Origin of the sequence: Psychrobacter halodurans (assembly GCF_017498075.1) — a bacterium.
GTDB classification, from domain to species: Bacteria; Pseudomonadota; Gammaproteobacteria; order Pseudomonadales; family Moraxellaceae; genus Psychrobacter; species Psychrobacter celer.
In genome coordinates this window covers 182,099-203,521 of record NZ_JAGBKN010000001.1, presented here as the reverse complement: position 1 = coordinate 203,521, position 21,423 = coordinate 182,099, and the positions used below count along the sequence as shown (strand labels likewise).

Below are 21,423 nucleotides of genomic sequence, written 5' to 3'. Positions count from 1 at the left end.
TTTTTTGTGAGTGGTCAATCAGTTACGCTGCCAGCGGATAGGTATCAATCGCCACGCACTGCTGATGCCGAAATATCAATAGTAGCTGCTTACTGGGTATGGCAAGCCAATGACCAAACGCGATACTATCTATCCCTTGGCCGGATAAAATCTGAGCACAGCACTGACGGCTTTGCCCCACTAAGTTTTTGACAATAGACGGATGCATTAATAACTGTGACATGCGGTCTCTACTCCTAAGATAAGTGATGAATGTGTATAACGTCATCGTAAGACAAGCGAGTAGAAATCCTGTGCAGTTCTGATGAAAAATCTATGAATTGGTATAACGGGTGTGTTTTAAGCCAGCGGTAAGGTAATGCGTACGCTGACACCAGCGTTTGGACTCTTGTCATGTCTAGCAAAGGCTTGCTCTGTGCCGATATTACTGATCTTCACATGACCGCCATGGTGTTCGATCACTTGCTTGACTAAGGTGAGGCCCAGCCCCGTGCCTTTTTTAAGGGCTGTATTAGCCTGATCAGGTGCTGTCTGCGGGCTTTGATGCGAGAGACTAAAATAGCGATCAAACGCTTTAGAGAGGGCATATTCGGGCAGTGGTTTGCCATCATTAAAGATATCAATGGTCACGGTTTTGTCGCTACTATCGTGAGAGTGGCTATACACAGTAAGGGTGACCTCAGTGTTGGCAAAATAAATGGCATTATCTAACACATTTTGTAGCGCTTGTACCAACCAAAACGGATCAGCAAAGACATGCGGATTTGTCAACGAATCGGCCTGTAGTGGAGCCTCGGTGATAACCAAGTCAGTCACGCATTTATCCTCACTATAAATCTTGATAGGTGGTAGGTTTTGCTGTTGTAGTTTGGCGCTATTGTTTTTTGTGAGGGTTTGCAATACTGGCAGTAGAGCTGTCAGCTGCCGATTGAGCTTAAAGGTAGGTTGCTCGACCTTGGCCAGTAGTAATAATCGATCAATCAGTTGCTGCATTTTGATGCTTTGTTCAGCGACCGAGTGGTTTAACATCTGCCGATCTTCTGCATCTAGTTGCTCATCTTCTAATAGCTCGCTACTAGCACGAATGGCGGTTAGCGGGCTTTTGAGCTCGTGAGTCAGGGTATGGACATAGTCGGTGACATAGGCGCGGTTTTCTAACCGATGTTTCATAGATTCGATCGTATCTGTCAAGCTGTTGAGCTCATGACCGAAATAAAAATATGGTTTTTTGGTGTCTTCAGCTAAGGCATTGGTGTAGTGCGTGACCAAAGTAATGCTCTGTTTGAGCCACCATGCCACCAGTCCTGCGAGGATAAGAGCGGCAATGCTCATCAGCAGCGCGGTGATGAGCATGCGATTGCGGGTATTATCAAGATACGGCAGCACACTATCGACCGGTTTGCCAACACTGACGACACCGATCACGGCACCCTTGCTATCGATGATAGGCTGCGCTACATACATAATAGAGCTACCACGAGTGCTATCGATATCTGCCGTGCTCCTCGCGCCGTAGCGACCCTGCAGCGTAAGGTACACATCATTCCAGCGGCTATAGTCCTGACCTTCGGCATTGAGCGGGGTAGGCAGAGAGTCATATATGACCACGCCATTCGCGTCTGTTACATAAACGCGAGAGTTGCTATTGTTTGAGGACTCTTGGGTAGGCTCGAGGGTAGAGCTCGCGGCTGAAGTGTGCTTGAGCGTCGCATCAAGGGTGGCTTGATAAGTATCATCGTACAATTGCCCTGATGACAATGGCAGCTGCAGCGTCGCAGCCAGCAGTTTACTGGTATCTAGCAACGTGTCTTCGATGACTTGTTGGGCGGTGGGTTTGACGTAGCCAAACAGCTGTGTGAAAGCGACCACACCGCAAATGCTTAACACCAATGCGACTGCAAGCCAAATCCGAAAAAATATGCTCAAATTTAGCAGGCGTTTCGGACTGCGGGTTTGTTGCGCGGTCCCAATGGGGTGCAGTTTGGCATACCAATTGCTCTGATTGGCAGGTGTTTTTTCAAGATGACGATGACTCTTATCAGGAGCGTTCATGTCTTTAGCACTTTAGTAATATCATAAATTGAGTATAGCGGATGAGCTAAGCTGGGCATAAGGCATACCCCAAACCGCGATGCGTGTAGATAACATCGCGGCTAGGATCGACGATCGCCAGCTGCTTACGGATGGATTTGATATGACTGTCTATCGTCCGCGCGAGGCGATGATCAGGATAGTCGCTTACCGCATTTAGCAGCTGCTCACGGCTAAAGACTTGGTTGGGCGCTTGTAATAAGGTTAATAAAATCTTACGCTCGGTATTACTCAGCTCCAGTTTTGTATCTTGCCACATCAAAGAGTAATTGAGCGGCTGGTAATGCCAGATGCCAGATTGACACTCAAAGCTCAAGGCTTGCCCTGATAGATGGTGAGCAGGCGTGCTGCCAGAGGAACGGGCAGATACATGCTGATTGGCGTTCTCAGTCGCCTCAGTAACAGTCGCCGTGGCCGCTGATTGCTCAAAGAGCAGCTGCTCACGACGCCAAATGGCTTTTAGGCGTGCGACTAGCTCACGAGGGCTAAAAGGCTTGGCGCAGTAGTCATCGCCGCCCATTTCTAGTCCCAAGATACGATCAACCTCATCGCTACGCGCGGTCAAAAACACCACAGGGATATCTTTTAATCGGCCGATATCCGGTGTATGGCGTATCTGCTGGCAGAGACTGAGCCCATCACCATCGGGCAGCCCAACATCTAGAATAATAGCTGATAAATCTTGCGCATCATTACTGTGTAGCATCGGCAATACACTACTGGCGTTATCGAGCCACGTCATCTGCCACCCCTCACGCTTGCAAGTAACTTTGAGCGACATAGCAATCGCCGGATCATCTTCTACCAGTAAAATATGAGTCATAAACGTAATATCTTTATTAAAGGGTGCCTGCTATATAGGGCACTGGTGATATGAGATTGAAAAATATAAATAAGGCGTCATACAGTAGTGAGCGCAGTGTTTGATATCCGTCGTACTTACTATGTAGCAATTGGTATCAGTAGTAGCAGAGTCTATAATTATCGTAGCACAAAAGCGTGGCTGGATTTTGTCAGTCAGTGCAAAACACTGTGAAAAATTGATGAAAATAATAGGGATAAAGGCGATACAAACGCCATCTCAGTTCTATATTTGATGCATATTTTATGCTTTATAAAAGGAAACTAGTGATAATGAGTAAGTATCTAGACGTGGTCACCGCCGAGCACAATCCGGCACAAAAAAAGATAGACAGAGCGGTCATTTGGCTACATGGCTTAGGGGCCAGCGGTCATGATTTTGAGCCTGTGGTGCCGCAGCTCGGACTGGCTGACGACATGGCAGTACGGTTTATCTTTCCGCATGCGCCCAAGCGTCCTGTCACGGTCAATGGTGGGATGGTAATGCCGGCTTGGTACGATATTTTGGAGATGAGTCTTGAGCGCAAAGTTGATGTGACACAAATTGAGACATCCTCGCAGCAGATTCGCGATTTGATTGCTCGTGAAATTGAGCGCGGCGTCAAGCCTGAACATATCGTTATCGCTGGGTTTTCACAGGGCGGGGCGGTCGCTTATCATGTGGCACTCAGTCATCCAGAGCGCTTGGCGGGTCTGATGACGCTCTCTACCTACTTAGCAACCAATGACAATATTGAGTATAGTGCTGCCAATAGAGACCTACCGATTTTGATTGAGCATGGTACGCATGATCCAGTCGTACCCGTGATGCTAGGCGAGCAGGCGCAGCAGTTATTAGCGAGCAAAGGCTACAATGTTGAATATCATACTTATCCGATGGCACATCAAGTCTGTATGCCGCAGATTCAAAACATCGGCAAATGGCTAAACACCGTCTTGGCTTAAGATGATTCGCTGTAACGTAATGTAATAAGGGTTATGTATAGGTTGAAAAACCATCAATAAATCCTATATAATAGTCAGTCTTATTGGGGATGTTCTGGCTTCGACGCTGGTGATGAAACTCAATGATGCATGTCGAGAGTGTATGTCCTCTCGTTAATCAAACATATATTGTTATAGTCGCAAACGACGAAACTTACGCTCTAGCAGCTTAAACCCTGCTTACTGCGCTGCCGATTACCTATAGTTGGTTAGCCCAGTTGAAGCGTCCGCATATAGGTTCGCCACAAGTGATTGTCTCAATCGCTTGGGTTCAAAAGTAGAGAATCGTCCAATCCATCCTGACTGTCGGATCGGTGCGGATTAAAACCAAAGACAGAAACTAAACATGTAGATTCATGAGCGTAATGCTGGCGGACGCGGGTTCAACTCCCGCCATCTCCACCAAATATTTTAAATAAAGTCAGTCACTTAGGTGGCTGGCTTTTTTTATGACACACTTTTAGGTAATGCTGACAGACGACCGTTGCCTTGGTTTTTTCTTGCATGGTCTGCATGCCAAGTAGGTCGTAGTGCGCGAGGTGATAAATCAGCTCGGTGCTTTGTTGCAGCGGCTGCCAAAAAACCAAAGGGAATGTGTAAAAATAAGCCAATACGGTTACGCATACCAAGCTACCGACTTTTTGATACCCATGCTTGTTATTGAGGGAGAAGGGCGATCTGTTAGGTGATTTTTGATGAATGGGCTAGGAGTGGCGCTGTTCATGATAGCTATTTATGCCCTGTTAATGTAAAAAGCCAGATACACAGGGTATCTGACTTAGTAAAAAACTATTAATTTATTTTAGGATTGGAAAGGCTTTATAAAGATAGCGATAAATCCTTAAAACGTAAGCTAGAGTCAAAATATTGCTCTTATGCCAGTTTATCCGCTCTAGGTTTAGCCCTACTGACTAGGGCTTGAGTTTGGTAATTATCAATAACGATAATTCGGTATTGCGAAAGTTAGTCAGTTTTTCAACTCTTAAACCGTTAAAGGAGAAGCTGGTTTTCTGCCATGTCCTAAGAAAATGCTTATACAACTTATATGACAATACATCTCACTATTTATCTAAATTTATTTTGATAGATCAACGCCTTGTGGGTCTTTTTTAATCGTATAAAGTGTGATTAATGAAATTAAAGAGACGATAGTAATATATAAGCCAATCATCCATGATTGTTGATAAGTTGCCATAACCCATTGCGCAATCATCGGAGCGAATGCACCACCAATAATAGAACCTAATGCATAACTAATGGATACACCTGAGAAACGTACTTTTGCAGGGAACATTTCAGCAAATAGGGCTGATAATGGACCATAAGTGAAACCTAAGGGAATACCCCAAATCACTAATGCGAGCATAAATAAAACAGGGTTTTGTGTATCAATCAAAAACCACATTGGAATTGACCATAACGACAATAAGATATAGCCTAATTTAAAAGTTTTTAAACGACCAATCTTATCACCTAGCATGCCTCCCCAAAGGGTTGATACTAACCAAGAAACAGCCGCCGAAACTACAATTAGCATGGTTAAAGTAGGGCTAAAACCTAAGACTTTTTGGCCATAACCCACCATATAAGCGATGAGAATATAACCACCTGCATTTACTCCCATAAAAATTAAAGCCGCTTTAAGAACTGTTGGCGTATGATCTTTAAATAACAATGACAGTGGTGCAGAGGCTTCTGCTTTACGACGATGCATGGCTTCAAAAACCGGTGATTCTTTAACTGAACGACGAATAAAGGTACCCACGATTATTAATGCGACCGATAATAAAAATGGAATGCGCCAGCCCCACTCGAGGTAGGCTTCTTTACCTAAAATTAAATTTAAAAGTAGCAGTACACTGGTCGCTAAAATCATGCCTATAGGTACGCCAATCTGTGGGTAAGCACCAAACAGCGAGCGTTTGTTAAGGGGGGCATGCTCTACAGATAACAATGCTGCACCACCCCACTCACCACCCGCAGAAAAGCCTTGGATAATACGTAAAAATACTAAAGCTAGCGGGGCTAATATGCCAATCTGCGCATAAGTCGGCAAAAAACCAATTAAGGTCGTCGACGCACCCATCAAAACCAAGGTGAATACCAATACCATCTTACGACCGTACTTATCACCCAAACGACCACACACGATTGCGCCTAATGGGCGAAATAGGAATGAGATACCAACGGTAGCAAAAGCGATGATTTGGGCTAATATAGGGTTGGATTTACTGACTTCAGCGAAAAATAGGGGAGCAAATACGAGACTTGCAGCTTGTGCGTAGATGAAAAAATCATACCATTCAACTGCCGTGCCAACCAAGGTGGCAGTAAGTACTTTTTTATCCTGATGCACAGCAAGCGTGGCATTTCCAGCCATCGTTGTAGTGGTTGTCATTAGTGACTCCTTGTCTATAAGTTATCCTAGAAATAACTGCTTAGCTGTTTTAGCTAAGAATTATCTAGTGATACTTTTTAATCCATTAAATAAAAATTATGTATCACATGTTCCATAATTTAGTCATTCTGTAAGCTGACGTCAATATGTTTTTTCAATAAATTTTACTTTAGTTGAAAAAAAAGGAATCATGACGATTCCTTTTTTTTGCAAATTTGTATGGATATCAAGCACTACGTTCAACTAATGTCAGGATGTCATAAGTTGCGACCAATTCATTATGTTGGTTCTTGACTTTGATATCCCATACTACAACGCCATGAGCTTTTTCAGCTGGGTCGCGTTGTGCTTTTGGCGTTTTTTGTTTACAAGTGAACTCAACTTGGATGGTGTCACCAATCTTGACTGGCTCAACGAAGCGTAGGTTTTCCATACCGTAGTTAGCGATAACCGGACCAGGCGTGCCATCAACAAATAGGCCTGCGGCCGCTGATACGATAAAGTAACCATGAGCGATACGCTCACCGAACAATGAATCTGCTGCAGCAATTTTGTCCATATGTACATAGAAGTGATCACCACTTAAACTGCCAAAGTTTACGATATCCGCCTCGGTCACCGTACGTCGTGCGGTCAATAGACGCTCACCAATACGAAGTTCATCGAATGATTTTTTGAACGGATGGACACGGTCTTCGAACACTTGCGCGCCAGCCGTCCAGCTGTGACTGACTTGAGTCATGGCATCGGGTGAACCTTGAATGGCGGTACGTTGCATGTAGTGTTTAACGGCTCGCAATCCACCAAGTTCTTCACCACCACCGGCACGGCCTGGTCCACCGTGCACAAGTAATGGGATAGGTGACCCGTGACCCGTACTTTCACGAGCGCTTTCGCTATCTAAGATATGGACACGACCATGCCAAGGGGCAATTTTTTTCAATACAGCTTCGATGTTTTCATCTGCATTGCGCACGATAGAGGCAACCAAGCTGCCTTCGCCACGTGCTACAAGTGCGCCGAGTTCAGCTTGGTCCCTGTATGGCATCAGGGTGACAACTGGGCCAAATGCTTCGATGCGATGGATGTTTTCAGCTTGGCTTGGATTATTACAGACCAGTACGGTAGGTGGGTAACAGGCTGATTTTTCCTCATCATCTACTTGTAGGGAGAAGTCTTTACGTAAGTGACTACCGAATATTACTTCGGCCTCTTGACTTAGTTGCTCGACTTTTTCGGCGACATCAAGTTTTTGCTTCACGCTAGCTAATGTACCCATGGTCACCTCTTCACGGCTTGGGTCGCCGACCACGACTTTTTGTAGTTTTTCAACTAGCCGGGTTTGCACTGTTTCCAGCAAGTCGGCAGGGACAAACGCGCGACGAATCGCAGTACATTTTTGACCCGCTTTGGTAGTAACTTCACGGAACACTTCGCGGACAAATAAATCGATAGTTTCATCGTTAGCGGCTGGGCTTAAAATTGCACTATTCACCGAATCGGCTTCCATGGTGAATGGAATTGAATAGGCATTTAAGTGTGGATGGGCTCGTAGTTTTTGACCCGTTGCTGCGGAACCTGTGAAGGTTACAGTGTCTTGGACATTTAGATGATCAAACAAGTCATAGGTTTGACCACATATCAACTGCAATGAACCTTCGGGCAATAGGCCGCTTTCATTGATCGCTGTTACTACAGCATGAGTCAGCTCAGCGCCTTCTGTTGCTGGCTTGACAATACAAGGGACGCCCGCTAATAGAGTTGGTGCGATTTTTTCTAACATGCCCCAGACAGGGAAGTTAAACGCATCAATATGAATGGCCACGCCCGCTTTTGGGCTTAGGATATGCTTAGCGCCGAACGTACCATTTTTTGATAAAGGAATCCAAGCGTCTTCGACTAAGGTAGTTTCATCGCTTAGCTCACGGCGCACGAGGCTTGAATAAGCAAATAAGGTACCGATACCTCCTTCAATGTCAATCCAAGCGTCTTTACGCGTCGCACCAGTTGCTGTAGCTAATGCATAAAAATCTTCTTTACGTTGAAGCAAATATTGTGCAACCAGTTTTAGGGCGTTAGCGCGTTGGTGGAATGTCCAATTGGCAAGCGCTGAGCCATATTCTTTGGCGTAGTCAACCACAGCTTTGGTATCGATACCAGCACTGCTGACTTGATAAATGGGCTCACCGGTGATCGCATGGTTCACGGTTCGAAAGTCGCTTTGTGCGACGTAGTCTTTGCCGAGGACGAGCGAGCTTAAAGTTTTGATGTCTAACATGTAACAATTCCTTTTAAGATACATTTTGGTAAAAAACAAAAATAAAGAGTATCATAATCTGTATCTAAATCACTAAAAAGTCAAGTTTATTTATAATTTAAAAGGCTTTTTTGAAAATTTAATTAGAAATTACTTATATAAAACAACAACTTGGGTTTAATATTAGAGGAAAACAAAGTGATACGTAAAAATAGATGTTGATTTAAAATTGGTATCGCTTTATATTATATGACACTAACACTTAAGGATGAGGGATTATATGAATACGCAAGTAGAATTGTTTGATAACAAGGTTGAAAATGACATTTCAATTGAACCAAAGGATTGGATGCCAGATGCTTATCGTAAAACGCTTATTCGCCAGATTGGTCAGCATGGGCATTCAGAAGTGGTTGGTATGCTACCTGAGGGTAACTGGATTACACGTGCACCAACACTCAAGCGTAAGGCTGTCTTGTTGGCCAAAGTTCAAGATGAAGCAGGTCATGGATTGTATCTATACAGCGCCGCTGAAACCCTAGGTGCAGATCGTGACGATATGATGGAAAAGCTGATTGCCGGCCGCATGAAATACTCATCAATTTTTAATTACCCAACTTTAACATGGGCTGATATCGCTGCTATCGGCTGGTTGGTCGACGGTGCTGCCATCGTCAATCAAGTAGCGCTTTGCCGAACGTCATATGGCCCATACGCTCGCGCTATGGTGCGTATCTGTAAAGAAGAAAGCTTCCACCAACGCCAAGGCTTTGAAGCCATGATGGTATTAGCGAACGGCACACCTGAACAAAAAGCCATGGCACAAGATGCAGTCGATCGTTTCTGGTGGCCAGCGCTCATGATGTTCGGTCCAAATGATGATAACTCACCCAATAGTGCTGCTAGCATGGCTTGGAAAATCAAACTATTTAGTAACGATGAGCTCCGCCAAAAATTCGTCAATAATACCGTCCCACAAGTGTTGCAACTTGGTCTAACCATTCCTGACAAAGATTTAACGTTTAACGAAGAAACGGGCAACTACGAATTTGGTGAAATTAACTGGGACGAATTTTTTGCCGTTATCGCTGGTAAAGGCCCGTGTAACCATGAGCGTATCGAAGCCCGACGTAAAGCTTGGGAAGATGGTAAATGGGTTCGTGATTCTGCTGCTGTCTATGCGCAGAAACAACAAGTCAATGCTCAAAAAGCTGCTTAATATTTTTTAAAGGAAAATTAGCCATGGAAAACAAAAACAATTGGTCACTTTACGAAGTGTTTATCCGTAGCAAGCAAGGATTAAGCCATCGTCATGTTGGCAGTTTGCGCGCACCAGATGATGAAATTGCCCTGCAAAACGCACGTGATGTCTACACGCGTCGTAACGAAGGTATAAGCATTTGGGTAGTGAAATCAGAGTTGATTACTTCATCGCAACCTGAGGAAAAACCAGAATTTTTTGAGCCATCACTCGACAAGGTATATCGTCATCCTACCTTCTATCAAATTCCGGACGGTATTGAGCATATTTAAGGTGGGAGATAATCGATGAATAATCAAGCATTAACACAGTTTTTACTTCACGTTGGTGACAGCCAACTGATTCTATCGCACCGCTTGTCTGAGTGGTGTGGACATGCCCCTGAGCTTGAGATTGATATTGCGTTATCAAATATCGGTTTAGACTTATTGGGTCAATCGCGTACTGTGCTAAGTCTAGCTGGACAAATCGAAGGCTTGGGCCGTGATGAAGATAAAATGGCTTTTTTACGTACCGAACGTGAATATCGCAACCTATTGCTATGTGAGCAACCCAATGGCGATTTTGCCCAAACTATCGTGCGCCAATGGCTGATGGATCAGTACCATGTGTTGTTACTTGATGCTTTAAGCCAAAGCAGCCACTTAGATATCGCAGCTTTTGGTGTGAAATCATTGAAAGAAGCAAAATATCACCTACGTTTCTCACAGGCATGGATGGAGCGCTTAAGCCTAGGCACCGATGAGGCACACCAAAAAGTGCAACAAGCTCTCAACGAACTATGGCGCTTTACTGCTGAATTGTTTGAACTCACCACTGACGAACAAGCTTTGGTTGACAGTGGCGTCTTACCAAAACTCAATTTCCTAAAAGATGAGTGGTCAGCGCAGATTGAAAGTGAGTTGGCACGTTTTAACTTAACGTTGCCTGAGATTGGCGCATACCGCCGTGGTGCGAAACAAGGTGTTCATACCGAACACTTGGGCTATATTTTGGCAGAATTGCAGTACATGCAACGTGCTTACCCAAATATGAATTGGTAAACATACACGACAGGGAGTCAAAGTATGCGTTTAATTCCACAAGTCACAGATGCCTGCTGGCAAGCCCTTAATCAGGTTCATGATCCAGAAGTACCTGTTTTGACCGTGCTTGATTTAGGCATGATTCGTGGCGTTGATATCAACGCAGATAACGAAATCGTGGTGCGTTTAACACCAACCTATAGCGGCTGCCCAGCAACCGATATGCTAAAAGATGAGATTACCAACACGTTTACCGAACGTGGGCTGACCCCTGTAAAAGTGGTGATTGACTTGTCTGAAGCTTGGACGACTGACTGGATGAGTGAGGCAGGTAAGCAAAAGCTGCAAGAATATGGCATTGCACCGCCGCAAGGCGATTCACACAGCTGTGGTACCCACGTGGCGCTAACCGATGGTGTGACCTGTCCCCATTGTCGCAGTCAAAAAACCCAACTAATTAGCGAATTTGGTTCAACTGCGTGCAAGGCATTCTATAAGTGTCTCGATTGCCTTGAGCCGTTTGATTATTTTAAATGCATCTAGAACAAGGATAGTTGCAAGATCGCACGTGACGGTCAGCTCTCTAAATATGCAATATGAAAGAAGGATTTTCGCATGAGTCAATTTTTACCTTTAACCATCAAATCTATCCAACCGCAAACTGAACAAGCGATTTGCATTGCATTTGACCTTGCTCCGGAAGTCGCGGCAACCTTCAAGTACCAACCAGGTCAACACTTGACTATTCGTCACATGACAGATAATGGTGAAATCCGTCGCTGTTACTCAATCTGTAGTGATGTACAAGAAGATATGAGTATTGCCATCAAGAAGATTGATCAAGGTCAATTCTCTACTTGGGCAAATGAACACCTAGAAGTAGGCCAAACCCTAGAAGTTATGCCACCCCAAGGGGTTTTCTTTCAAAAAGCCGCTAAAACGGGTGGTCAAAACTACCTAAGCTTTGCTGCAGGTAGTGGTATTACCCCAATTTTATCCATTGTTAAAACGGTGTTAAACACACAACCAGATGCTACCTTTACTTTGGTATACGGTAATCGCTCATGGAAACAAACCATGTTCTCTGAGCAAATTATGGACCTCAAAGATCGTTTCAAAACGCGCCTACAGCTAGTCAATATTTTCTCACGTGAGATGAGTGACAGTGAAATCTTTAACGGCCGTATCGATGCGAATAAATTACAACAGTTGTTTGATTCACGACTTATCAATGCTGATGTCGATCACTGCTTTGCCTGTGGCCCAGAAGATATGATGGAAGCTGTTGAGACTGTATTACCAAATTATGGTATTGATCGCAATAAAATCCATACAGAGCGTTTTCACACTGGGACCGTCAACAAACCAACCCCACAGCAAATTGAAAAACGTAGCGAAGAGCGCGTTAATATTGTTTTGGACGGACGTGAATTGATAGTTGAAGTATCAAAACAAGATGACAGCATTCTAGAGGCTGCGTTACATGCGGGTGCTGACTTACCATATGCTTGTAAAGGGGGTGTTTGTGCCACTTGTAAGTGTAGGGTAATGGAAGGCGAGGTAGAAATGGCTGTTAACTATAGCCTTGAGCAAGAAGAGTTAGATAAAGGCTACGTACTCAGCTGCCAAGCATTACCTGTATCACCCAACGTACGCTTAAGCTTTGACGCATAATCGTTAGATGTTAGCCAACTTACATATCTATAGTTTTTGTATCCAAAGTAGGGCTTAGCAAAAACTCCTTATTTCATTGTTTGTATTAGGATTCAGGGATGAATTACATTAAAACCTCCAACCCAGAGGAAGGTGTTGCACTGATTGTGCTTAATCGTCCAGAAAAACGTAACGCCTTAAATAACGCCACATTACAAGAAATCGTTGAACAGCTTCAAGCCTATGAAGCTGATACCGATATAAGAGCGGTCGTCATTACTGGCAATACCCAGTGCTTCGCTGCGGGTGCAGATCTTAACGAACTTATTCAACTCGATACCGTTAGCCTACAAACCGACATTCGCCCAACCTTATGGAAGCGAATCGATGAATTTAGCAAGCCGTTATTAATCGCGGTCAATGGCTACGCACTCGGTGCTGGTTTTGAGCTGGTACTGCATGGTGACATCGTGGTCACGGGCGAAAATGCCCAATTTGCGCTGCCTGAAATTGGCTTGGGCATGCTACCAGGAGCAGGTGGGACACAGCGCCTCGCCCGCCTAGTGGGTCAGCAGCTTGCTATGCGTTGGGCGATGACAGGTGAGCGGATTAGTGCGTTGAGCGCGCAACAACATGGGATTACCACCCAAGTTTGCCCAACCGAACTGACCGTACAATACACCATTGATCTGGCGACAAAAATTGCCAAACAAGCCCCTTTAGCCATTCGCGCCATCAAACAATCACTCAAAACTATCCATGAAGTGAACTTAAGCCAAGGGCTTAAGCAAGAACGCCAGCTATTTGTTTGGCTTGCCGCTACCCAAGATCGCCAAGAAGGCATCAGTGCGTTTTTAGAAAAACGTCAACCAATTTTTAGAGGTATATAATGGACTATCAAACGATTCTCGTCGAAGAAAAAAATGCCGTTGGCTATCTTACTTTAAACCGCCCAAAACAGCTTAATAGCTTTAATGAAGCCATGCACAAAGAAGTAGCCAAGGTGCTAAAAGCATGGTCAAAAGATAGCACCATTCGTGCTGTAGTGCTCTCTGCTGAGGGTCGCGGTTTTTGTGCAGGTCAAGATTTAGGCGATCGCGCAGTTGCCCCGGATGCTGATGCGCCAGATTTAGGCTTATCTATTGAGACTTACTACAATCCACTGATTAAGCTGATTACTGACATGCCAAAACCAGTAATCTGTTCGGTAAATGGCGTAGCAGCTGGTGCTGGAGCGAATATTGCCTTGGCGTGTGACTTGGTATTGGCCGCCAAATCAGCCTCATTTGTTCAAGCGTTTTGCCGTCTTGGTCTGGTACCCGATTCAGGTGGTACATGGTTTTTACCACGCGTTGTTGGACGCGCTCGAGCGATGGGCTTAGCCATGTTAGGCGATAAGCTATCGGCTGAACAAGCGTTGGCGTGGGGCATGATTTGGCAAGTGATCGAAGATGACGCGCTACGTAGCGAAGCCAGTACGTTAGCCGAACACTTGGCCAGCCAGCCGACCTATGGCCTAAGCCTAATTAAAAAAGCCATCAATACATCCGCGGACAATAGCCTAGAAGACCAGCTATGCTTAGAGCGGGACTTGCAGCGCCTTGCTGGTCGCTCAGCCGACTATAAAGAAGGTGTCCAAGCCTTTATGCAAAAACGCACCCCAATTTACCAAGGACGTTAAGCATGGAAACGAGGGATTTATCAAAAGCTGCCATTGCCGTTATAGGGGCAGGCACAATGGGGATTGGCATTGTACAGCTAGCTGCCATGCACGGTCACACGACCTATCTTTTTGACGTGGATGCTGCCAAAAGCCAAGCCGCCTTAGCGGGCCTAGAAGGCCTACTTGCAAAAAGGGTCGAAAGAGGAAAAATGTCTCAAGCGCTACTCGATAGCACCCTAGCGAATTTATCGATTATTACAGATATTAATGAGCTGGCAGAGGTGCAGATGGTCGTTGAAGCAATTGTTGAACGCCAAGAAATTAAGCAGCAGCTCTTTGTCCAATTGGCTGATATTTGTGCGTATGATACGATTTTTGCCTCAAACACCTCATCAATATCGATTACAGCGATTGCCTCAGCAATACCAAACCCTGAGCGAGTGGTTGGCTTACACTTCTTTAATCCAGCCCCAGTGATGAAACTTGTTGAGATTGTTCGCGGTTTACGAACTGCGCCTGAAATTGTAGATGGCTTGTTTAACTTGATGCGTGCTTGGAAAAAAGTGCCAGTAACTGCCAAATCTACCCCAGGCTTTATCGTCAACCGTGTGGCGCGTCCATACTACGCCGAAGGCTTTCGCGCATTACAAGAAAATGCCACCACGCCAGAGCAGCTTGACTTTATCATGCGTGAATCAGGTCGTTTTGCCATGGGCCCATGTGAGTTGACCGACTTGATCGGTCAAGATGTTAACTTCTCGGTGACCCAAAGCGTATACCAAGCCTTCTTCTATGAGCCTCGTTACCGCCCATCATTGGTACAGAAAGAATTGGTCGATGCAGGTTGCTTTGGCCGCAAATCCGGTCAAGGGTTCTATGACTATCGCCAATCCACAAAAGCCTCCACCTATGAGTTACCAGCTGTTGAGGTAAACGATGCTGAGTTACCTGTAATTAGCGTGCGCGGTAATTGGCTTTATGCCAAAGGTTTGGTTGAACGCCTACAAGCTGCTGATAGTCTCACAATGACCTTTGAAGAGGCAGACCAAAACAGTATCGAAATTGGTGATGTCAGCATCCGTTTATCACTTGGTGAATCAGTGGTGATTGATCATAGCAATGCCAAAGTCATGCTAATGGACTGGCATGCGGACTGGTCACAAGCCCGTGCCGTTGTATTGGCTGCTTCTACGGCCTGTGATGACAACGACCGTGAGCAAGTGGCACAAGTCTTTGCCCGTCTTGATTTGGGTGTTATTTGGTCTGCCGACCATCCCGGTCTATATGTTTTACGTACCATTGCAATGCTCATTAATGAAGGCTGTGAAGCAGTATTACATAACATCGCCTCTGAAGCAGACATTGACGCTGCTATGAAGTACGGCGTGAATTACCCCCAAGGTCCGTTCGAATGGGCGCAAATGCTCGGTTACGACACCGTTCTTAACACTCTCAATAACTTGCAGCGTATTTATGGGGAAGAGCGTTATCGTGCCAGCATGTATCTAGTAAAAAAAGCCGTCACCTGTCACATGGCGACCGCTTAAGCTTATTGGTTTATTGTAAAGGGAAATTATGATGCAACAAGTATATATCTATGATGCCATTCGCACCCCAATCGGGCGTTATGGCGGTGCTTTAAGTAGTGTTCGTACGGATGATTTGGCAGCCTTGCCGATTAAATATCTAAAAGATCAAAACCCAAGCTTGCCATGGAATAAAATCGATGAGGTAGTACTTGGCTGTGCTAACCAAGCCGGCGAAGACAACCGTAACGTAGCGCGAATGGCAACGTTACTTGCAGGCTTGCCTGATAGCGTGCCTGCTATCACGGTTAACCGTCTCTGTGCCTCTGGTATGGACGCGATTGGCATAGCCTCACGTGTGGTAAAAACCGGTGAGGCCGAGTTTGTATTGGCCGGTGGTGTTGAGAGTATGAGCCGCGCCCCATATGTCCAATCGAAACCGACCAGTGCCTTTCACCGCGCACCAGAGATCTTTGACACTTCAATCGGTTGGCGCTTTATTAACCCATTAATGAAAGTAGCATATGGCGTTGATAGTATGCCAGAAACTGCCGAAAACGTTGCGGAAAAATACCAAATAAGCAGAGAAGACCAAGATCTATTCGCGCTACGCAGCCAACAAAAAACTGCCGCTGCCCAGCAGGCAGGTATCTTAACCGAAGAAATTTTACCGGTTGAAGTCAAAGTCAAAAAAGACATAGTGATTGTTGATAAAGACGAACACCCACGTGCAGATACTAGTATAGAAGCTCTTGCAAACCTCAAAACCCCGTTTCGAAAAGAAGGTGGTTCAGTGACGGCAGGTAACGCATCAGGTGTCAATGACGGTGCAGCTTGTGTGCTGATGGGTAGCGAACGCTTTGGTAAAGCACACAATCTAACGCCGCAAGCTAGTATTGTTGGTATGGCGAGTGCTGGTGTCGAACCACGTTATATGGGTATCGGCCCTGTGCCTGCGGTAATAAAAGTACTTGAACAAACCGGACTAACGTTAGATCAAATGGATGTTATCGAGCTTAATGAAGCATTCGCAGCGCAATCCCTTGCCGTAATTCGTGAATTAGGTCTTGCTGATAATGACGTACGCATTAACCCAAATGGTGGTGCAATTGCACTAGGTCACCCTTTAGGAATGAGTGGTACACGTTTAGTCATCACCGCAATGAAAGAGTTAAAACGTCGTAACGGTAAGTATGCGTTATGCACCATGTGTGTGGGTGTGGGCCAAGGCGTGGCACTGGTGATAGAAAACATCTGATCACGGCTTTCACGAATTTTTTAATTGGAAATGTAGTCAGGATGACTACGACAAGGAGTTTTACATGAATCATAACGTTATGGAACACATCGAAACCGCGTCAGTAGACGAATTACGCAGCGTACAGTTGGAACGTTTGAAAGAAACACTCACACGCGCCTACGAAAATAGCTCTGTTTATAGAAAGAAGTTTGACCAAATCGGTGTCCACCCAGATGATTGCCAATCATTGGAGGATTTAGCCAAATTCCCATTTACCAGCAAGTCAGACTTGCGCGAAAACTACCCATTTGGTATGTTTAGCGTGCCAAATGAACAAATTGTCCGTGTTCATGCATCATCAGGTACTACTGGCCAACCTACGGTTGTTGGCTATACTAAGCAAGATATCGTAACTTGGTCAGATGTAGTAGCACGCTCGTTGCGTGCAGCTGGCCTTACTAGCAAAGATACTATCCAAGTATCCTACGGCTACGGCCTGTTCACCGGTGGTTTGGGTGCGCACTATGGTGTTGAGCGACTAGGTGCAACGGTTGTACCTATGTCAGGTGGCCAAACTGATCGCCAAGCTCAGTTAATCCATGACTTTAAACCAACCGCCTTAATGGTTACTCCCTCCTACTGCTTAAACATCGTTGAAGCGTTAGAGAAAAAATTTGGTACGGCCAAAGAGTGTTCTCTCAAAACCGGTGTCTTCGGGGCAGAACCGTGGACTAATGCTATGCGCCAAGAAATCGAAGCGCGCTTAGGTATTGACGCTTTAGATATATATGGCCTGTCAGAAGTCATGGGTCCAGGCGTCGCCATGGAATGCTTAGAATCTAAAGACGGCCCAACCATTTGGGAAGACCATTTTTATCCAGAAATCATTAACCCCAAGACTGGGGAAGTACTGCCAGACGGAGAGCTTGGCGAATTGGTGTTTACTACCATTACTAAAGAAGGTATGCCCGTCATTCGCTACCGTACCCGAGATCTGACCCGCTTATTACCAGGCTCTGTACGCACTATGCGTCGTATGGACAAGATAGTTGGCCGTAGTGATGATATGATGATCATCCGTGGCGTTAATGTATTTCCCTCGCAAATTGAAGAACAGATTTTACAAATACCAAAGTTACTGCCAAACTATCAGATTAATATCACCAAACACGGCCACTTAGACACCCTGCATGTCCGTGTTGAGTCGCGTATTGATACCAGTGATGTCGAAGCAACGCAATTGGCTAATAAGCTTAAACAAAAAATCAAAACCATGGTGGGTATCAGCATTCATGTAGAAGTCTTACCACAAGGTATGTTACCTCGTTCTGAGGGTAAGGCTCAACGTGTTATTGACTTACGACATACCGCTGTGCCTGCTTAATGTAGTTAACTCCGCGCGATCGTCTCTTGGATATTATCGCGCGCTTTTTAGATAACGAATAAATGATATGAATGCTAAACTAAAACACTGTCTTAATGAGCTTACCTGTGAAAACGTATTAAGTGGCACCTCGTTAATTATGTCAATCTTTGGTGATTGTGTCTTTCAACGAGGCGGGGTGATTAGTTTAGCTAGTCTGATTCAACTTATGGATGTGTTCGGTTTTAACGAACGCTCTGTGCGTACTGCAGTGTTTCGCTTGGTGCAAAATGACTGGTTAAGCTCCGAAAAAATCGGACGTACCAGTTACTACCGCATTACCGAAGTTAGCCGTGAACGCTTTGCTGCTGCCCACGAAAAAATTTACGACTTAGATCAGTGTGAGTGGGATCGTAAATGGGACTTAGTGTTATTAAGCTCGGTTGATCTTGAAAACAAAGCCTTCCTTAAAAAAGAGTTGGAGTGGTTAGGGTTTGCCAATATTGCCACCAATCTTATGGCCTATCCGGGCTGTGATGAATTACAGCTACAAAACTTACTACTTAATCTCAACATGACTGAGCAAGTGGTGGTGTTTCGCGCCGAAGCCTTGCACTTGTGGCAAGAGTCATACCCAACACTCAAGCGTATGGTTGAGGTGAATTGGCCCATTGAGCAGCTGCACCAACGCTATGATAAATTCATTAACGACTTTCGTAATGTTTTAAGCCTCATCGAAGATGGTGAATTTAATGCACTACAAGCGTTTCAAATTCGAATTCTACTGATCCACCAGTATCGCCGTATCTTATTAAAAGACCCGAATTTACCTCTAGAACTATTGCCATCGGATTGGCTAGCACTAACCGCGCGTAATTTGACCAGTAATGTGTATCAAATGACTATTAGTTCGTCTGAAGAGTTTTTTCTTAATGTTGCTCGCACTGCTGAGGGGACCATGCCACCAGCACGCCCACAGTTTTATCAGCGCTTCGGCGGGTTAAAGTTTGCTGAAGGAACTTAAGAAAATGATGACTTTGAACTTTGTTTGATATTTCTTGATAAGGAGGCGATTATGCCTTGCTATGCCATTGACGGGGTAATACCGGTTATTAGTCCAGATGCTTATGTTCATCCAACAGCTGTAATTATCGGTGATGTTGTGATTGAAGCAGGTGTATATATTGGTCCGTTCGCTTCATTACGTGCTGATTTTGGTGGTATTCGTGTCAAAAAAAACGCCAATATCCAAGATAACTGCATTATACATGGCTTTCCTAACAATGTAGTGGTGGTTGAAGAGTATGGCCATATTGGACATGCAGCCATTCTCCATGGTTGTATTGTAAAAAAGAATGCACTGGTTGGAATGAACAGTGTAATTTTAGACTTAGCAGAAGTTGGTGAAAATAGCATTATTGGTGCTAATAGTACAGTCAAGGCGAAGATGGTCCTTCCGCCAAATGTCATGGCATTAGGCAGCCCTGCAAAAGTGATAAGAGAGCTTGAAGAAAAGGAGCTGGCTTGGAAAGCTCATGGTACTCAGCAATATATAAATCTGACCAAACGTTGTTTGTACTCTTTAGAGGAAGTTAAGCCCTTAACCATGGATGCAGATGAGCGGCTAACACATGAGCAATTTAATACCCAACATAAAATTAAATCAGAGCTTTGATAATAAGAGCCATTATAGCTAGCGAACAGATTAGGACGTGAATTAACTTTTGTTATATCGGATGTGTTGGACATTTATAATTTCAAACTGCAGTTTCGATAAACTTACTTGAGTAAACCTCCTAATCTAAGAAGGATGCTAACAATATGCTGTATAGAGTATTAGCGTTTTTTTTGCTACTAACTATATCTAATTAATTTTACTTAAACCTTCTATATTGAAATTTTGTGCACGGCTAGAATTATGTCTAACTCTGTTATTATGAGTAGGACATGTTGACTACGTGGTATTACATCAATGGTGTGCTGTTGATGATGGGAGTGATCAACAAACAACAAGTTATCTAACTGGCAATGACTTTACAGCTTATATCATAGAGTCTCAGGACGGATATTTCTATTGTGAAAGCGGAATGCAATGGTTACATGCTGTACCGATTGAGGTAAGAGCTATAACATACGCAGAAGCAATTTTCATGACCAGCTAACTATAGCGGGTTTTTTGTCGCCTAAATATAATTTTCGGATAGATAAACCACCTTGAATGCTTCCTGATCATACGGGATTGAGCTCTTTAACCATCAAGGCTTTCTATTAATAACTATCACTCATTCAAATAAAGCTCAGCCATGCTATCAAGCTCGGTTTTGACCGCTTTCCAATGCGGCATAACTTGCGACAGCAGTCGCCAAAACCGCTCACTATGGTTGTGCTCTTTGATATGACACAGCTCATGCAGTATCACGTAGTCGATACATTCTTTAGGGGCTTTAACCAAATGTGGATTGAGGACTAAGTTGCCTTGAGCCGAGCAGCTGCCCCATTGTTTTTTCATTGACAGCAGCTTGAAGGTAGGGGAGTGATGCACCCAATCAGCTTGCGGCAATACGGCAGCAAGGCGCTCTGCAAATATCGTTTTAGCCTTAGCATGATACCAAGCATCTAACATTGTCTTAACTTTAACCGCTCGGTCGCTTCCGTCACTGGAATCATGAGTCAAGGTAACCGTCAGCTTGCCACGAATCAGCTTCACATTAGCAGCTTGCTCAGGGTCGACAATTACTTTGAGCACGTATCTGCGACCCAAATAAAACTGAGGCTCACCACTGACATAGCGTTTTGGCAGCACATCAGTTTTTTGCTTGGCAAAGTCTTGCAGGTGCTGCCATATCCAGCGCACCCGTTTTTGCACTGACTGATAAATAAATTCATCTGTCACCTGCATCGGTACGCTGACCACCACCCGCTGATCCGGATACACCTTAATACGTAGCTTACGAGCTTTGTCTTTCCGTATCACCTCATAGCTGATTTTGTCCTGTCCATAGTACAAATGGTGTAGTAGGCCGTCAGCTTTGGTGGGCTTGCTATCTACGATAGGCTTCTTGTCATTGTTTGCTGTAGTGTGCTCTAAGCGACTTGCCATG

At 44.7% G+C, this 21,423-nt stretch carries 19 protein-coding genes and 1 other RNA gene; 14 read left to right on the top strand and 6 right to left on the bottom strand.

The window, feature by feature from the left end; genetic code table 11:
- Positions 1 to 22 precede the first annotated feature (22 nt).
- The 3 genes from J3491_RS00815 to J3491_RS00805 all read right to left on the bottom strand — a co-directional run bounded on the left by J3491_RS00815 (position 23) and on the right by J3491_RS00805 (position 2,914).
- Positions 23 to 223, bottom strand: a complete 201-nt coding sequence (locus J3491_RS00815; RefSeq protein ID WP_207968882.1) for a hypothetical protein — start codon at positions 221 to 223, stop codon at positions 23 to 25.
- Between the two features lie 116 nt (positions 224 to 339).
- Positions 340 to 2,052, bottom strand: coding sequence for a two-component system sensor histidine kinase CreC (creC, locus tag J3491_RS00810; protein WP_207968881.1), 1,713 nt, complete (start codon positions 2,050 to 2,052; stop codon positions 340 to 342).
- A 46-nt stretch (positions 2,053 to 2,098) separates the two neighbouring features.
- The gene (locus tag J3491_RS00805) at positions 2,099 to 2,914 is read right to left on the bottom strand and encodes a response regulator (RefSeq protein ID WP_207968880.1); all 816 of its coding nucleotides are present in this window, start codon (positions 2,912 to 2,914) and stop codon (positions 2,099 to 2,101) included.
- Positions 2,915 to 3,225: 311 nt separating this feature from the next.
- On the opposite strand from J3491_RS00805, the gene J3491_RS00800 reads away from it, so the two are divergent.
- Both J3491_RS00800 and ssrA read left to right on the top strand, forming a co-directional pair.
- Positions 3,226 to 3,897: an alpha/beta hydrolase gene (locus tag J3491_RS00800; RefSeq protein WP_207968879.1), complete on the top strand. Its 672-nt coding sequence runs from the start codon at positions 3,226 to 3,228 to the stop codon at positions 3,895 to 3,897.
- A gap of 85 nt (positions 3,898 to 3,982) precedes the next feature.
- Positions 3,983 to 4,341: a transfer-messenger RNA gene (gene ssrA / locus J3491_RS00795) on the top strand.
- Between the two features lie 670 nt (positions 4,342 to 5,011).
- On the opposite strand, the gene J3491_RS00790 is transcribed toward ssrA, so the two are convergent.
- Both J3491_RS00790 and paaZ read right to left on the bottom strand, forming a co-directional pair.
- Positions 5,012 to 6,334 (bottom strand): MFS transporter, encoded by a 1,323-nt coding sequence (locus J3491_RS00790; RefSeq protein ID WP_207968878.1) that lies wholly within the window; start codon positions 6,332 to 6,334, stop codon positions 5,012 to 5,014.
- Between the two features lie 226 nt (positions 6,335 to 6,560).
- Positions 6,561 to 8,612 carry a phenylacetic acid degradation bifunctional protein PaaZ gene (gene paaZ / locus J3491_RS00785; protein ID WP_341534367.1) on the bottom strand — a complete coding sequence of 684 codons (2,052 nt, stop codon included), beginning with the start codon at positions 8,610 to 8,612 and terminating at the stop codon, positions 6,561 to 6,563.
- Between the two features lie 259 nt (positions 8,613 to 8,871).
- On the opposite strand from paaZ, the gene paaA reads away from it, so the two are divergent.
- The 12 genes from paaA (at position 8,872) to J3491_RS00725 (ending at position 19,997) form a co-directional block, all read left to right on the top strand.
- Complete coding sequence (gene paaA, locus J3491_RS00780) at positions 8,872 to 9,810, top strand: 1,2-phenylacetyl-CoA epoxidase subunit PaaA (RefSeq protein WP_207968877.1); 939 nt, start codon at positions 8,872 to 8,874, stop codon at positions 9,808 to 9,810.
- Positions 9,811 to 9,833: 23 nt separating this feature from the next.
- Positions 9,834 to 10,124 (top strand): 1,2-phenylacetyl-CoA epoxidase subunit PaaB, encoded by a 291-nt coding sequence (paaB, locus tag J3491_RS00775; protein WP_207968876.1) that lies wholly within the window; start codon positions 9,834 to 9,836, stop codon positions 10,122 to 10,124.
- Between the two features lie 15 nt (positions 10,125 to 10,139).
- Complete coding sequence (gene paaC / locus J3491_RS00770) at positions 10,140 to 10,895, top strand: 1,2-phenylacetyl-CoA epoxidase subunit PaaC (protein ID WP_207968875.1); 756 nt, start codon at positions 10,140 to 10,142, stop codon at positions 10,893 to 10,895.
- A 24-nt stretch (positions 10,896 to 10,919) separates the two neighbouring features.
- Positions 10,920 to 11,420, top strand: a complete 501-nt coding sequence (gene paaD, locus J3491_RS00765; protein ID WP_207968874.1) for a 1,2-phenylacetyl-CoA epoxidase subunit PaaD — start codon at positions 10,920 to 10,922, stop codon at positions 11,418 to 11,420.
- A 72-nt stretch (positions 11,421 to 11,492) separates the two neighbouring features.
- Entirely contained in the window at positions 11,493 to 12,551 is a 1,059-nt protein-coding gene (gene paaE, locus J3491_RS00760; protein ID WP_207968873.1) for a 1,2-phenylacetyl-CoA epoxidase subunit PaaE, read from the top strand.
- Positions 12,552 to 12,649: 98 nt separating this feature from the next.
- Positions 12,650 to 13,420, top strand: a complete 771-nt coding sequence (locus J3491_RS00755; RefSeq protein ID WP_207968872.1) for an enoyl-CoA hydratase-related protein — start codon at positions 12,650 to 12,652, stop codon at positions 13,418 to 13,420.
- Positions 13,420 to 14,211, top strand: coding sequence for a 2-(1,2-epoxy-1,2-dihydrophenyl)acetyl-CoA isomerase PaaG (gene paaG / locus J3491_RS00750; protein ID WP_207968871.1), 792 nt, complete (start codon positions 13,420 to 13,422; stop codon positions 14,209 to 14,211). Before J3491_RS00755 ends, paaG begins: the two co-directional genes overlap by 1 nt.
- A gap of 2 nt (positions 14,212 to 14,213) precedes the next feature.
- On the top strand, positions 14,214 to 15,740 hold the full coding sequence (locus J3491_RS00745) for a 3-hydroxyacyl-CoA dehydrogenase (protein ID WP_207968870.1): 1,527 nt from the start codon (positions 14,214 to 14,216) through the stop codon (positions 15,738 to 15,740).
- Between the two features lie 31 nt (positions 15,741 to 15,771).
- Positions 15,772 to 16,977 (top strand): 3-oxoadipyl-CoA thiolase, encoded by a 1,206-nt coding sequence (pcaF, locus tag J3491_RS00740; protein ID WP_207968927.1) that lies wholly within the window; start codon positions 15,772 to 15,774, stop codon positions 16,975 to 16,977.
- Between the two features lie 64 nt (positions 16,978 to 17,041).
- Positions 17,042 to 18,343: a phenylacetate--CoA ligase PaaK gene (paaK, locus tag J3491_RS00735; protein WP_207968869.1), complete on the top strand. Its 1,302-nt coding sequence runs from the start codon at positions 17,042 to 17,044 to the stop codon at positions 18,341 to 18,343.
- Positions 18,344 to 18,410: 67 nt separating this feature from the next.
- Positions 18,411 to 19,346, top strand: a complete 936-nt coding sequence (locus J3491_RS00730) for a PaaX family transcriptional regulator (RefSeq protein ID WP_207968868.1) — start codon at positions 18,411 to 18,413, stop codon at positions 19,344 to 19,346.
- Between the two features lie 51 nt (positions 19,347 to 19,397).
- Entirely contained in the window at positions 19,398 to 19,997 is a 600-nt protein-coding gene (locus J3491_RS00725; RefSeq protein WP_207968867.1) for an acyltransferase, read from the top strand.
- Positions 19,998 to 20,600: 603 nt separating this feature from the next.
- On the opposite strand, the gene J3491_RS00720 is transcribed toward J3491_RS00725, so the two are convergent.
- Positions 20,601 to 21,422: a M48 family metallopeptidase gene (locus tag J3491_RS00720; protein WP_207968866.1), complete on the bottom strand. Its 822-nt coding sequence runs from the start codon at positions 21,420 to 21,422 to the stop codon at positions 20,601 to 20,603.
- Position 21,423 lies beyond the last annotated feature (1 nt).